13 protein-coding genes and 1 riboswitch are annotated in these 14,197 nt (G+C 70.8%); of the genes, 6 read left to right on the top strand and 7 right to left on the bottom strand.

Annotation, left to right across the window (positions count from 1 at the left end):
* The first annotated feature begins 12 nt into the window (after positions 1 to 12).
* The 4 genes from AB0P41_RS15420 to AB0P41_RS15435 are packed head-to-tail and all read left to right on the top strand — an operon-like array spanning position 13 to position 4,403.
* Positions 13 to 465 (top strand): GPW/gp25 family protein, encoded by a 453-nt coding sequence (locus AB0P41_RS15420; protein ID WP_356707944.1) that lies wholly within the window; start codon positions 13 to 15, stop codon positions 463 to 465.
* Positions 465 to 2,423, top strand: a complete 1,959-nt coding sequence (locus AB0P41_RS15425) for a putative baseplate assembly protein (protein WP_356707945.1) — start codon at positions 465 to 467, stop codon at positions 2,421 to 2,423. Before AB0P41_RS15420 ends, AB0P41_RS15425 begins: the two co-directional genes overlap by 1 nt.
* A gap of 28 nt (positions 2,424 to 2,451) precedes the next feature.
* Positions 2,452 to 3,009, top strand: coding sequence for a phage tail protein (locus AB0P41_RS15430; protein WP_365932362.1), 558 nt, complete (start codon positions 2,452 to 2,454; stop codon positions 3,007 to 3,009).
* Positions 3,006 to 4,403 (top strand): zinc ribbon domain-containing protein, encoded by a 1,398-nt coding sequence (locus AB0P41_RS15435; RefSeq protein ID WP_365932363.1) that lies wholly within the window; start codon positions 3,006 to 3,008, stop codon positions 4,401 to 4,403. The genes AB0P41_RS15430 and AB0P41_RS15435 overlap by 4 nt, the downstream gene beginning before the upstream one ends.
* Positions 4,404 to 4,522: 119 nt before the next feature.
* Here the strand turns inward: AB0P41_RS15435 and groL are convergent, their stop codons facing one another.
* The 4 genes from groL to thrC form a co-directional block, all read right to left on the bottom strand.
* Positions 4,523 to 6,145, bottom strand: a complete 1,623-nt coding sequence (groL, locus tag AB0P41_RS15440) for a chaperonin GroEL (RefSeq protein WP_351272810.1) — start codon at positions 6,143 to 6,145, stop codon at positions 4,523 to 4,525.
* 317 nt (positions 6,146 to 6,462) lie between these two features.
* The gene (locus AB0P41_RS15445) at positions 6,463 to 6,669 is read right to left on the bottom strand and encodes a cold-shock protein (protein WP_003967346.1); all 207 of its coding nucleotides are present in this window, start codon (positions 6,667 to 6,669) and stop codon (positions 6,463 to 6,465) included.
* A 436-nt stretch (positions 6,670 to 7,105) separates the two neighbouring features.
* Positions 7,106 to 7,381: a MoaD/ThiS family protein gene (locus AB0P41_RS15450; protein ID WP_099174090.1), complete on the bottom strand. Its 276-nt coding sequence runs from the start codon at positions 7,379 to 7,381 to the stop codon at positions 7,106 to 7,108.
* A gap of 27 nt (positions 7,382 to 7,408) precedes the next feature.
* A complete protein-coding gene (gene thrC / locus AB0P41_RS15455) occupies positions 7,409 to 8,707 on the bottom strand; it encodes a threonine synthase (RefSeq protein ID WP_365932365.1) in 1,299 nt (432 codons plus the stop codon).
* A gap of 18 nt (positions 8,708 to 8,725) precedes the next feature.
* A riboswitch (SAM riboswitch) is annotated at positions 8,726 to 8,853 on the bottom strand.
* Positions 8,854 to 9,006: 153 nt separating this feature from the next.
* On the opposite strand from thrC, the gene AB0P41_RS15460 reads away from it, so the two are divergent.
* Complete coding sequence (locus AB0P41_RS15460) at positions 9,007 to 9,957, top strand: glucosyl-3-phosphoglycerate synthase (RefSeq protein ID WP_365932552.1); 951 nt, start codon at positions 9,007 to 9,009, stop codon at positions 9,955 to 9,957.
* 70 nt (positions 9,958 to 10,027) lie between these two features.
* Positions 10,028 to 11,404 carry a trehalose-6-phosphate synthase gene (locus AB0P41_RS15465; protein WP_365932367.1) on the top strand — a complete coding sequence of 459 codons (1,377 nt, stop codon included), beginning with the start codon at positions 10,028 to 10,030 and terminating at the stop codon, positions 11,402 to 11,404.
* Here AB0P41_RS15465 and otsB read toward each other — a convergent pair.
* From otsB to AB0P41_RS15480, 3 genes are all read right to left on the bottom strand, one after another.
* Positions 11,401 to 12,249: a trehalose-phosphatase gene (gene otsB / locus AB0P41_RS15470; RefSeq protein ID WP_365932369.1), complete on the bottom strand. Its 849-nt coding sequence runs from the start codon at positions 12,247 to 12,249 to the stop codon at positions 11,401 to 11,403. The genes AB0P41_RS15465 and otsB overlap by 4 nt on opposite strands.
* A gap of 224 nt (positions 12,250 to 12,473) precedes the next feature.
* Positions 12,474 to 12,734 (bottom strand): DUF3263 domain-containing protein, encoded by a 261-nt coding sequence (locus AB0P41_RS15475; RefSeq protein ID WP_356707951.1) that lies wholly within the window; start codon positions 12,732 to 12,734, stop codon positions 12,474 to 12,476.
* A 14-nt stretch (positions 12,735 to 12,748) separates the two neighbouring features.
* A complete protein-coding gene (locus AB0P41_RS15480; RefSeq protein ID WP_356707952.1) occupies positions 12,749 to 14,026 on the bottom strand; it encodes an extracellular solute-binding protein in 1,278 nt (425 codons plus the stop codon).
* Positions 14,027 to 14,197: the final 171 nt, after the last annotated feature.

Genomic DNA, 14,197 nt, shown 5'->3' on the forward strand with positions numbered 1-14,197 from the left:
GGTGGCTCTCTGATGGCCGAACAGTTCGTCGGTTCCGGCTGGGCCTTCCCGCTGCGCATCGGCCCCACGGGCGGCATCGCCCTCGTCAGCGGGGAGCGGGAGGTCGAGGAGGCCATCCGGCTCGTCCTGGCCACCGCACCGGGTGAGCGGCCGATGCGCCCGGAGTTCGGCTGCGCCATCCACGACCTCGTCTTCGCACCGGTCAACGAACAGACCGCCGGCCGCATCCAGCACGAGGTCCACGTCAGCCTGGACCGCTGGGAGCCCCGCATCGAGGTCCACGAGGTCGAGGTCACCGCCGGCGCCGAACAGAACGTCCTGTTCATCGACGTGCGTTACGCCATCCGCGGCACCAACAACCCGCGCAGCCTGGTCTTCCCGTTCTACGTCATCCCCTCCCACGACGAACCCGGGGAGCCGGGCCCCTCCGGCGGCTCCGGTGCCCCTTCCGAAAGCGACGGCTGATGTCCCTGCCCTCCCCCAATCTCGACGACCGCCGCTTCCAGCAGTTCGTCGACGACGCCAAGCGCTACATCCAGCAGCGCGCCCCGGAGTGGACCGACCACAACGTCTCCGACCCGGGAGTCACCCTCGTCGAGACGGTCGCGCACATGGCCGACCAGATCGTCTACCGCCTCAACCGCGTGCCGGAGAAGAACCATCTGGCCTTCCTCGACCTCGTCGGCATCACCCTGTTTCCTCCGGCCGCCGCCCGCACCGAGGTCACGTTCTGGCTGTCCGCCCCGCAGGAGGAGGCGATAGCCGTGCCGGTCGGCACCGAGGTGGCGACCGTACGCACGGAGCGGGAGAGCGCCGTCGTCTTCGCCACCGAACGCGAACTGAGCGTCGTGCCCACCGCGCTCCGGCGCCTCGTGGTGCAGCACCAGGGCCAGCCCGTCGCCGACCGGACCGACGACCTCGCCGAGGGCAAGGACCTGCACTGCTTCGCGGAGTCCCCCACCCCCGGCGACTGCATGCTGATCGGCCTCACCGCCGCCGTCCCGCACTGCGCCCTCGCCCTCGAACTCGACAGCCGCGTCGACGGTGTCGGCGTCGACCCCCGGCAGCCCCCGCTCGTGTGGGAGGCGTGGACCGAGGACGGCTGGCGGTCCTGCGAGGTCGACCGCGACGGCACCGGCGGACTCAACCGGCCCGGCGACATCGTCCTGCACATCCCCGGCGGCCACGTCCTCTCCCGCAACGGCGGACAGGAGGCGGGCTGGCTGCGCTGCCGCGTCACCGAACCCCAGCCCGGCCAGCCCTTCTACGCCACGTCGCCGACCATCAGGTCCGCCGAGGCCTACACCATCGGCGGCACCACCGGCGTCGTGCACGCCGAGGCCGTCCACGACGAGATGCTCGGCGAGTCCATCGGGCTCCCGGGCCAGCGGCTGCGGCTCACCCACGCCCCCGTGGTCGGCGACGACCCGCCCCTGTGGCTCCAGACCGCCGAGCACGACGGCTGGGAGGACTGGCAGGTGGTCCCGCACTTCGCCGCGTCCCGGCCCGACGACCGGCACATCACCCTGGACGCCGCGACCGGCGAGATCGCCTTCGGCCCCGCCGTCCGCGAACCCGACGGCACCCTCCGCCAGTACGGCGCCGTCGCCCCCAAGGGCTCCGTCATCCGCGCCCGCCGCTACCGCACGGGCGGCGGCCGGGAGGGCAACGTGGCCCGCGGCACCGTCCAGGTCCTGCGCACCTCCATCCCGTACGTCGCCGAGGTCGTCAACCGCGAAGCCGCCCGCGGCGGCGTCGACGGCGAGACGGTCGAGGAGGCCAAGCTCCGGGCGCCCATCACCCTCCGCGCCCAGGAACGCGCCGTCACCCTGCGCGACTACGAGGAACTCGCCCGCCGGGCCGCCCCCGAGACGGCCCGCATCACCTGCCTGGAAGGCGAGGAGAGCGAGTACGGGGCCTACGCGATACGGGTCCTCGTCGTGCCCCAGGCCGTCCCCGACCCCGGCGGCCGGCTCCGCTTCGAACAACTCGTCCCGGGCGACGCGCTGCTCGGCCGCATCACCCGCCACCTCGACGAACGCCGCCTCATCGGCACCCGGGTCGCCGTGGGCCCGCCCTACTACCAGGGGGTCACCGTGGTGGCCACCGTCCACGCCTTCCGCGGGGTGGACACCGACCGCGTACGCCGCCAGGTCCACGACGCCCTCTACCACCACCTCGACCCGCTCACCGGGGGCGCCGACGGACGGGGCTGGCCCTTCGGCCGCCCGGTCCAGGCGGGCGAGGTCTTCGCCGTCCTCCAGCGGGTCCCCGGTGTCGAACTGGTCGACGAGGTCATCCTGCACCCCGCCGACCCGCTGACCGGCAAGCGCGGCGACCCGACCAACCGCATCGACCTCGACCCGCCGGCCCTGGTCTTCTCCTTCGACCACCGCGTCCGGGTGATCGGAGACGGGGCGTGACGGCCGACACCCGCACAGGAGACCACCGATGAGAGGCTCGATCGACGGCCTCGGCTCGTCCACACCCATCAGCACGATGCTCCCCGCCGTCTTCGCGGAGGACGATCTCGCCCAGCGCTTCGTCGGCGGCCTCGACGACGTCCTCGCGCCGATCCTGAACGTACTCGACTGCGTGGACGCCTACTTCGACCCCGCCCTCACCCCGGTGGACTTCGCCCAGTGGCTCAGCACCTGGGTCGGCGCCGAGACCGACGGCACCGAACCGGAGCCACGGCTGCGCGCCGCCGTGGCCGCCGCCGCACGCCTGCACCGCGTACGGGGCACCCGGCGCGGGCTCTCCGAAGCCGTACAGCTCGCCTTCGGCACCGAACCGGAGATCTCCGAGAGCGGCGGCGCCACGTGGAACGCCCGCCCCCTCGGCCCGGTACCCGGCAAGCCCCGCCCGCACCTCCACGTCTCCATCGCCCTCCCTGACCCCACACCCGCGGACACGCACCGCCTGGACGCCCTCGTGGCCGCCGCCCGCCCCGCGCACATGCCCTACACCGTCACCGTGACGGCAGCCGAAAGGACCCCGGAGAGATGACCACGCAGAACTGCGCCGAGTGCGGCACCCGCGCGGAACCGGGGCAGTCGTTCTGCGACGCCTGCGGCGCCGTGCTCAGCTGGAGCCCAAGTCCCCGCAGCGGTTCCACCCCACCCGCGGGATCGACACCGCCCGGTGGACGCCCCTCGGCCGGAGCCACGCCCTCCGGCGGTTCCTCCGAGGAGTCCGCCGGGGGCGGCTGGGACGGCTTCGCGCGTACCGGCGGCGCCCACACCCCGCCGCCGGGCAGCGGCGCGAACGCGACGCACGCCGCCGGCACCGGCACCACCCCCTCGACGGCACCGGCCGAGGCCGGGCCTTCGGCCGCGACACCCGACGCCTCGCGCCTGCCGCGACACCACCGCGACACCCAGGAGCCCGGCCGGGCGAACACGGCGGACGACTGGCCCGTGGCGGCCTCACCGGCCCCCGGCGGCCGCCACCCGGGCGAGACCGACCCCACCGTCCCGCTGCCCACCTCCGGCGAGAGCGCCGCCGACCGCGCCCGCTCCCTCCTCGTCCCGGTCGCCGAGCCCGAGCCGTCCCACTCCTCGCCGCCCCCCGCCGCCGCCCCGGTCCTGCCCGGCCGCCCGGACACCGACCGGCCGCAGGTACGCGTCCCCGGCCCCCAGCAGGACACCGGCAACGGCCCGCCCTGCTCCTGGTGCGCCACCCCCAACCGCCCCGACCGCCACTACTGCGCCCGCTGCGCGATGCCGCTGGCCGACAACGCGGAGCGCGCGCCCGCCCCCCTCCCGTGGTGGCGCCGTCTCGCGGGCTCCCGCCGCAACGAGAACCCGTGGGCCGGCGACAGGCCCCGCATCCGCCGCGTCTTCGACCGCATCGGCACATGGATCACCGCGGCCGTCGTCATCACCCTGGCCGTCCTCGGCGTGATGTATCTGCCCGACGGCATCCAGGCCACCAAGGACCACTTCGCCAAGCGCGCGATGGTCGCCCCCAACGACCTCGCGGCGTCCCGCTCGTGGACCGGCCACAAGCCGCAGCTCGCCTTCGACAAGGTGAACAACACGTGGTGGGGCCCGGGGGTCGATCAGTCCGGTGCGGGCGAGTGGATCGAGGCCCGCTTCGACCAGCCGACCCGGCTGCTGGACGTGATCATCACCCCGGGTGTGTCCATCAAGGCCGACGACCTGAACAAGTCAGCGCTGCCGCAGCGCATCAAGGCGACGATCACGACCAAGGACGGAAAGCAGACGACCCGCCATCTGACCCTGGACCAGGGCGTCGGCGGCCAGCGGCGGGCCTTCCGCGTCGGCGACGCCGTCAAGGTGCGCTTCACCGTCGAGTCGGCCCACGCCGCGTCCTCGGACAAGCAGGTGGCCATCGCCGAGATCGAGTTCTTCGGCCCGTCGAACACCGACGGGTCCTGACCCGGCCCCACCCGAACGCCGCACAGCGGCGACAACGACGACGCCGGCCCCCGGGAACGAATCCCGGGGGCCGGCGTCGTACGGATACCGCGGTACTGCTGGAGCTGCTGATCCGAGGATCAGAAGTCCATGTCACCGCCCGGCATGCCGCCCGGAGCGGCCGCGGAGGCCTTCTCCGGCTTGTCGGCGATGACGGCCTCGGTGGTGAGGAAGAGCGCGGCGATGGACGCGGCGTTCTGCAGAGCGGAGCGCGTGACCTTCGCCGGGTCGATGATGCCCTCGGCGATCATGTCGACGTACTCGCCGGTCGCGGCGTTGAGGCCGTGACCGATCGGCAGGTTGCGCACCTTCTCGACGATGACGCCACCCTCGAGACCACCGTTGACGGCGATCTGCTTGAGCGGGGCCTCCAGCGCGAGCTTCACGGCGTTGGCGCCCGTGGCCTCGTCACCGGTCAGGTCGAGCTTCTCGAAGACGGCCGAGGCCTGGAGCAGCGCCACGCCACCACCGGCGACGATGCCCTCCTCGACGGCGGCCTTGGCGTTGCGCACCGCGTCCTCGATGCGGTGCTTGCGCTCCTTGAGCTCCACCTCGGTGGCAGCGCCGGCCTTGATGACGGCCACGCCGCCGGCCAGCTTCGCGAGGCGCTCCTGGAGCTTCTCGCGGTCGTAGTCCGAGTCGGAGTTCTCGATCTCGGCACGGATCTGCTTGACGCGACCCTGGACCTGGTCGCTCTCGCCGCCACCGTCGACGATGGTCGTCTCGTCCTTGGTGATGACGACCTTGCGAGCGGTGCCGAGCAGGTCGAGACCGGCGTTCTCGAGCTTGAGGCCGACCTCCTCGGAGATGACGGTGCCACCGGTGAGGATGGCGATGTCGCCGAGCATGGCCTTGCGGCGGTCACCGAAGCCCGGAGCCTTGACGGCGACGGACTTGAAGGTGCCACGGATCTTGTTGACGACCAGGGTCGACAGAGCCTCGCCCTCGACGTCCTCCGCGATGATCAGCAGCGGCTTGCCCGACTGCATGACCTTCTCGAGCAGCGGAAGGAGGTCCTTCACGTTGCTGATCTTGGAGTTGACGATCAGGATGTACGGGTCGTCGAAGGACGACTCCATACGCTCCATGTCGGTGGCGAAGTAGGCCGAGATGTAGCCCTTGTCGAAGCGCATACCCTCCGTGAGCTCGAGCTCCAGACCGAAGGTCTGGGACTCCTCGACGGTGATGACGCCTTCCTTGCCGACCTTGTCCATCGCCTCGGCGATCTTGGCGCCGATCTCGGTGTCGGCAGCGGAGATGGAGGCCGTCGAAGCGATCTGCTCCTTGGTCTCCACGTCCTTCGCCTGCTCCAGCAGAGCGGCGGAGACGGCCTCGACGGCCTTCTCGATGCCACGCTTCAGAGCCATCGGGTTGGCACCCGCGGCGACGTTGCGCAGGCCCTCGCGGACGAGCGCCTGGGCGAGAACGGTGGCGGTGGTCGTACCGTCGCCGGCGACGTCGTCCGTCTTCTTGGCGACCTCCTTGACCAGCTCCGCACCGATCTTCTCGTACGGGTCCTCGAGCTCGATCTCCTTGGCGATGGAAACACCATCGTTGGTGATCGTGGGCGCGCCCCACTTCTTCTCGAGGACGACGTTACGGCCCTTGGGGCCGAGGGTGACCTTGACGGCGTCGGCGAGCTGGTTCATCCCGCGCTCGAGACCGCGCCGTGCCTCCTCGTCGAACGCGATGATCTTGGCCATGTGAAGTGGTCCTCCCGGACAGGGGTGGATTCTCCGGACCGAGTGGCGCCCGCGACGGACGGCCAGCGTGCTCAGTGGTTCCTTGCCCCACCGGGCCTGCGGGCCTCACCGGCCCGGTCCAAGTTTCTGTCACTCTCACCTGGAGAGTGCTAACGCCAATGATTAGCACTCGACCCCTTCGAGTGCAAGCGTCCCCCTCGGATGTGGACAACCTCAAGGCGTCCGGGGAGTGACGCGGACGCACGTGAGGCCCGTACCCCCGGCCGGGGTACGGGCCTCACGTGCGTGAGTAGTGTCGTCGGACGACCGCGCCGAGCTCAGCCGACGGCGAGCTTGACCATGTCCGCCTGGGGCCCCTTCTGGCCCTGCGAGATCTCGAATTCAACTCGCTGACCCTCTTCGAGGGTGCGGTACCCGTCCATCTGGATCGCGCTGTAGTGGACGAAAACATCCGCACCACCGTCGACCGCGATGAAGCCGTACCCCTTCTCCGCGTTGAACCACTTGACGGTGCCCTGAGCCATGCCTAACTCCCCTATTACTGGCCCTTGCACGAGCGCCGCACTTCGCGGGCCCGGGTCAGAACTCACCCTCCGACAGGAGAGGGTGGCGTGCGCCGGAACGCGTCGACCGCGGCCGAATGTATCTGCCCAACTGCCCTCTGCAACAGGTCAATCGGACGAGAATTCTGGGCACAGGCGACTGCCCGCAATGGGGGAATTCATAGGATTCCAGGGCAAGTCGGGCCTGACAAAGGCCACTTATGCCGCAAGGAGTTCACTTACTTTGGCTGCTTCTTGTCGCGGCCGGGCGCATTCTCATATGCGGGCGGCACGGGCAGCTGCGGGGACTTCCCCAACTGTACCGTGCTCAACCATGCAGAATGGCCCCCTCCGCTTTCCGGCGGAGGGGGCCACTGGGCTCACGTCATGCGGTCGGGCGCCGAAAGGCCCCGGGCGGTCAGCCTCCGGCGACGGCCGGAATGATCGACACACCGGCGCCGTCCGGGGTGACCGCGTCCAGGCCGCCCTCGAAGCGCACGTCGTCGTCGTTGACGTACACGTTGACGAAGCGGCGCAGCTTGCCCTGGTCGTCCAGGACACGGGCACCGATGCCCGGGTGGTTCTGCTCCAGGGACGCGATGACCTCGGAGAGGGTCGCACCCTCGGCCGGGACCTCGGCCTGACCGCCCGTGTAGGTGCGGAGGATGGTGGGGATACGGACCTTGACGCTCATGTGGGTGCCTTCCTTCGGTCTCGGGTGTCAGTTGGCGGCGGCGAGGCCCGCGTCGCGGAACGCGTCCAGGCTGGGCCGGATCGTCGCCGACAGGCCGGTCGTCGGGGCGACCGCGTCGAGCGTCTTCAGTCCGTCACCGGTGTTCAGGACGACGGTGGTGAGGGACGGGTCGAGCAGGCCGGCGTCGATCAGCTTCTTCGTCACGCCGACCGTCACCCCGCCCGCGGTCTCCGCGAAGATGCCCTCGGTGCGGGCCAGCAGCTTGATCGCGTCGACGACCTGCTCGTCGTTCACGTCCTCCACCGCGCCGCCGGTGCGCCGGGCGATGTCCAGGACGTAGGGGCCGTCGGCCGGGTTGCCGATCGCCAGGGACTTGGCGATGGTGTTCGGCTTCTGCGGACGCACCACGTCGTGGCCGGCCTTGAAGGCGGTGGAGACCGGGGAGCAGCCCTCGGCCTGGGCACCGAAGATCTTGTACGGCTTGTCCTCGACGAGACCGAGCTTGATCAGCTCCTGCAGCCCCTTGTCGATCTTCGTGAGCTGCGAGCCGGACGCGATCGGGATGACGAGCTGGTCGGGCAGCTGCCAGCCGAGCTGCTCACAGATCTCGTACGCCAGGGTCTTGGAGCCCTCGCCGTAGTACGGCCGGAGGTTGACGTTGACGAAGCCCCAGCCCTCGCCGAGCGGGTCGCCGATGAGCTCCGAGCAGAAGCGGTTGACGTCGTCGTAATTGCCCTCGATGCCGACCAGCTCGCCGCCGTACACCGCGGCCATGACGACCTTGCCCTGCTCCAGGTCGTGCGGGATGAACACGCAGGAGCGGAAGCCGGCGCGGGCGGCGGCGGCGCCCACCGCACCGGCGAGGTTGCCGGTGGAGGAGCAGGAGAGGGTGGTGAACCCGAAGGCGCGGGCGGCCTCGACGGCGATGGCGACGACACGGTCCTTGAAGGAGTGCGTCGGGTTGCCGGAGTCGTCCTTGACGTACAGACCACCGGTCACGCCCAGTTCGCGGGCGAGGTTGTCGGCCTTGACCAGCTTCGTGAAACCGGGGTTGATGTTGGGCTTGTCCGCGACATCGGAGGGAACCGGCAGCAGCGGCGCGTAGCGCCAGATGTTGTTCGGGCCCTCGGCGATGCGCTTCTTCAGCTCTTCGGGGGAGCCGCTCGGCAGGTCGTACGCCACTTCGAGCGGCCCGAAACAGGACGCACAGGCGAAAATGGGACCGAGCTCGAAACGCTCGCCGCATTCGCGGCAGGAAAGTGCCGCGGCGGGACCGAGGTCCACTGCGGAGGTATTGGTGTCGGCTGCAACTGTCTGCACGGCCATGATGGCGGAGGCCCTTTCTCCTCATCTTCCTTGCGACGTATTTCGCCACAAGACGGAATTGGCACCTTCCCCACCGTGACCTCGCGGTCGGCAGGAGGGTTGCCGGGACTTCGACGGGCCGTTCCCTCAGTCCCTCTGGATGAGCGCTATGGCACCGGACCATGGATCCGGGCGTTTATTCGCGGACCGACCCCGACATGCGAGGGTCATCCGCGTTGTTCAAGACTGTAACCGAAGCACCGGACGGTTGAGATAGTCGTCCGAACCGCGAGATGGATCACATACAGGGAGTATCGACCGTGCTGGAAGAGGTGGAACGCTGGCTGACCAGGCGTTCCTGGTCTGCTGCCGACCGCCCGCCGGACCGGCTCACGGCCGCGCGGGCGAAGGATCCGCACCGCTCGCGCGTGAGCGTGGTCCTGCCCGCGCTGAACGAGGAGGCGACGGTCGGCGCGATCGTCGCGGAGATCCGGCGCGAGCTGATGGAGAAGGTCCAGCTCGTCGACGAACTGGTGGTGATCGACTCCGGATCCACCGACCGCACCGCCGACGAGGCACGGCTGGCCGGCGCCCGGGTCGTGCACCGGGACGCGATCCTCCCCCGTATCCCCGCCCTCCCCGGCAAGGGCGAGGTCCTGTGGCGCTCACTGCTGGTGACCGGCGGGGACATCGTCTGCTTCGTCGACGCGGACCTCAAGGACTTCTCCGCCGACTTCGTCTCCGGGACCGTCGGCCCGCTGCTGACCGACCCCTCGGTGCACTTCGTGAAGGCCATGTACGACCGGCCGCTGGGCGACGCCGCAGGCCAGGGCGGCCGGGTGACCGAACTGGTGGCCCGCCCGCTGCTCAATCTGCACTGGCCGCGGCTGGCCGGCTTCGTACAGCCGCTGGGCGGCGAGTACGCGGTGCGGCGCTCCCTCCTGGAGCAGCTTCCCTTCCCCGTCGGTTACGGGGTGGAGCTGGGCCTGCTCGTAGACGCGCTGCACACGGTCGGCCTGGACGCACTGGCCCAGGTCGACGTCGGCGTACGCAAACACCGCCACCAGGACGGCCAGGCCCTCGGCCGGATGGCCGCCACGATCTACCGCACGGCACAGCTGCGGCTCTCCCGGGGCGCCCTCGTGCGCCCCGAGATCACCCAGTTCGAGCGGGGGCCCGACGGATTCGTCCCGCACACCCATGCGGTGGACACCGAGGAGCGCCCCCCGATGCGGGAGATCGCGGAGTACGCCTCGCGGAACGCGGCGTAACGGTTCTCCACGCCCGGCTCCGCGGACGCTTCACGTTTGGCGGCTTCCCGAACGGGCTAGGTTCGGGTACATGGTCTCCGAGCACGCTGCCCAGGTACTCGTCGCGTCCAACCGCGGCCCGGTGTCGTACACCCGGCGGGAGGACGGCACGCTCGACTCGAAACGGGGCGGGGGCGGGCTCGTCTCCGGCCTCAGCGCCGTCGACGACAAGCTGTGGGTGTGCGCCGCACTCGGCGACGGCGACCGCGAGGCGGTCCGGCGGGGGGTCTCCGAGCCCGGCGTCCGGATGCTCGACATCGACGCCGGGGTCCACGCCGACGCGTACAACGGCATCGCGAACTCCGTGCTCTGGTTCGTCCACCACATGATCTACGAGACGCCGGTGGAGCCCGTCTTCGACGCGGAGTTCCGCCGGCAGTGGGCCTCCTTCGAGGCGTACAACCGGGCCTTCGCCGAGGCGCTCGCCGAGGAGGCGGGCGAGGGGGCGGCGGTCCTGGTGCAGGACTACCACCTCTCGCTGGTCCCCGGCATACTGCGCGAACTCCGCCCCGACCTGCGGATCGGGCACTTCTCGCACACCCCTTGGGCGCCCGTCGACTACTTCAGGCTGCTGCCCGACGACATCGGCGAGCAGCTGCTCAACGGCATCCTGGGCGCCGACCGCGCCGCGTTCCTCACCCGCCGCTGGGCGGACGCCTTCATCGGCTGCTGCACGGAGATCCTCGGCGGCACCGGCCGCACCCGGATCGGGGTGCACGGGCTGGGCGCCGACGGGGACTTCCTGCGCCGCCGCTCCCACGAGGCGGACGTGGACGAGCGCATGGAGATCCTGCGGGAGCAGATCGGCGCGGACCGACGCACGATCGTGCGGGTGGACCGCACGGAGCTCTCCAAGAACATCGTGCGCGGCCTCCACGCCTACCGTGCGCTGCTGGAGGAGCGCCCCGAATGGCGCGAGCGGGTGGTGCACATCGCCTTCGCCTACCCGTCCCGGCAGGACCTCGCGGTCTACCGCGACTACACGGCGGAGGTACAGCGGGTCGCCGACGCGATCAACGCGGAGTACGGCACGGAGGGCTGGACCCCGGTCCTGCTCCACGTCGACGACGACTTCGCCCGCTCCCTCGCGGCGTACCGGCTGGCGGACGTGGCCCTGGTCAACCCGATCCGCGACGGCATGAACCTCGTCGCCAAGGAGGTCCCGGTCGTCTCGGACCACGGCTGCGCACTGGTGCTGTCCCGCGAGGCGGGGGCGTACGAGGAGCTGGGCGAGGACGCGATCGTGGTCAACCCGTACGACGTGTCGGCCACGGCGGCGGCGCTGCACGAGGGTCTCACGATGGACCCCGACGAGCGCGGCGCCCGCTCGAAGCGCCTGGCCGCCGCCGCGACCGCACTGCCACCGCAGCAGTGGTTCCTGGACCAGCTCGACGCGCTGCGGGCCTAGGAGGCCCGCGTGACCCGCCCGGCGACGGAGCGGAGCAGTTCCGCGACCGCCGCCGGGCCCGGCAGCAGCAGGTCGGCCCGGTCGGCGAGTTCGGGGACCTCGGTGCCGCTGCACACCAGCAGGCCGGCGGCGCCCTGGGTGCGGAGCCTCTCCACGGCGGCGTACGCGGCGAGGTCGCCGAGGTCGTCACCGGCGTAGAGCACCGTCTCGGCGCCGGTCTCCTTCACGTACTCCTCCAGCGCCACGCCCTTGTCCATGCCCGGCGGGCGCAATTCCAGGACGAGGCGGCCCGGCTCGACGATCAGGCCGTGGCGCGCGGCCAGGCTGCCCAGCGGAGCGCGCAGGGCCTCGAAGGCGGCCTGCGGGTCGGCGGCACGGCGGGTGTGCACGGCGACCGCGCGACCGCCCTTCTCCTCGACCCAGATGCCGCTGTCCGCCCCTTCCAGCACCGCGGGGAGCTCCGCCCGTACGGCTTCCACTCCGGGGTCCGGCGGAGGGGCGTGGACGGTGGCGGTGGCGGCGTCCCAGCGTTCGGCGCCGTAGTGGCCCAGGACGACGAGATGGTCCAGGCCCGGTGCTCCCGCGAAGCCTCCGTACCGTACGGCGGTGTCGGCCGGGCGGCCGGTGATGACTGCGACGGCGGCGACGCGGGGGGCGAGCGCGGAGAGGGCCGGAACGACATCGGGGTGCGCCCGGGACCGCTCCGGGTCCGGGACGATGTCGGCGAGCGTGCCGTCGAAGTCCAGTGCGACGACCGCACGGGAGGGACGGGCCAGGAGCGCGGCGAGGCCTTCGCGGCCGGCCTGGGTGGACGGGGTCGGGATGGGGTGTGCCGGATTGCCCATGGCCCGAGCGTAGCGGTGAGCAGGGCCGATGCCAGCCCCGCCGGCGTTCGAGACACAGGGCCAATCCCAGCCCCGCCGGCCTCCCCCGCCCACCGGGGCAGCATCCAGCCCCGCGGCACTTGAGGCGCACAGGACCAATCCCAGCCCCGCCGGCGTTTGAGGCGCGGGGTCCGGGGCGGAGCCCCGGCACTGACGGGAGCCAAACCAGCCGCGGCAGTCGGCGCTCAGCGCCGCCCCCGCCTCGCATCCCGCACCCGCCGCAGCCGGTTCACCGTCACCGGATCCGCCTCCAGCGCCCGCCGGTCGTCCAGGAGCGCGTTGAGCAGCTGGTAGTAGTGGACCGGCGAGATACCCAGGTCTTCCCGGATCGCGCGCTCCTTCGCGCCGGGGCCCGGCCAGGAGCGCCGCTCCAGGGCCAGCACCGCGCGTTCCTGGCCGGAGAGCGGGGCGGCGGAGTCCGCGTCGTCAGTGGGAGGGCCGGTCATATGAACCAACCTACCTACTCGGCGCTCTCCGCCTGCCGCGCCTGGGTCGCGATGGTCCCCAGCACGCTCTCCGGGTTGCCGCCGGGCTCGACCGCGGAGCCGATCTTCTCCTTGATGCTCTCGCTGGCCTGCGCCCACGACGTCTTGCCGAACGGGTACAGCTGCGAGTTCGGCAGCGCCGACAGGAACTCGCGCAGCTGCTTGTGCTTGCCGTCGGCCTCCATCGCGGTGGACGCGGTGCCGGTCACGGGCAGCAGGTCGTACTGGTCGGCGAAGGCGAGCACGTTCTCGTCCGTGTAGGCGAAGTCGAGGAACTTGCCGATCTCAGCCCGGTGGCCGTTCTGCTTGAAGCCCATCATCCAGTCCGCGACACCCATCGAGCCCTTGGTCGGCCCTTCGATCCCGGGCAGCGGGACCATGCCGACCTCGACGCCCTTCTTCTCGGCCTCCTGCATCAGCGTCGGGTGGCCGTTGAGCATGCCGACGTCGCCGTCGGTGAACGCGTCGAATGCCTTCGCCCGGTCGAGCTTCCCCGGGGCGACGGGGCCGGTGAGACCCTTGCCCACGAGGTTGTTCTTCAGCCACTTGAAGGTTTCTATGTTGGCCTGGGAGTCGATGTTGTAGTTGCCGACCTCGTCCGTGTAACCGCCGCCCCCGCTGAGCAGCCACATCAGCGTCTCCGCCTGGGACTCCTCCTGGCCGAGCGGCAGGGCGAAGGGGTAGGTCACCCCGCGCTCCTTGAGCGCGGCGGCGTCGCTCTGGATGTCGTCCCAGGTCTGCGGCGCCCCGAGGCCAGCCTTGGCGAAGAGGCCCTTGTTGTAGAAGAGCAGCCGGGTGCTGGCGACGAACGGCAGGCCGTACAGGGTGTTGTCGACCTCACCCGCGTCCGTGAGCGAGGGCAGGAAGTTGGACCCGGTGCGGATGGCGATCATCTCGTCGGCGGCGTAGAGCTTGCCCGCCTTGGCGTAGTCGGCGTACGCGCCGATCTGCGCGATGTCGGGGGCCTTGCCGGCCTTCACCATCTCGGCTACCTCGCGGTCGACGTCCTTCCAGGAGTAGACGCTGACCTCGACCTTGATGTCGGGGTTGGCCTTCTCGAACTTCCCGGCGACGTCGTCCCAGTACTTCTGGGAGCTGTTCTCCGCGTTCGTGCCGTAGTCGGCCGCGACCAGCCGCAGGGTGACGTCGCCGCCCCCGGTGTCCGAACCGCACCCCGACAACGTCGCCGTCATCCCGAATGCGGCCACCACCGCGGTCAGACCCACATAGCGCCGCTGCACAGCCTTGCCCATCCCTACCTCGGTCGACGCGGACACCTCCGCTGCCGACTGCGAACCCGGCGATACCGCCTCACGACCGCACGAGGTCTACACCACCTGCGTATCGATTCGGCAATCTAGCAGGGCCGTTTTGTATGGGTGCTCAACAAACCACGATAGTGGACTAGACCTTTTAGGGGTCGG

It is taken from the genome of Streptomyces sp. NPDC079167, from assembly GCF_040686735.1.
Taxonomy (GTDB): domain Bacteria; phylum Actinomycetota; class Actinomycetes; order Streptomycetales; family Streptomycetaceae; genus Streptomyces.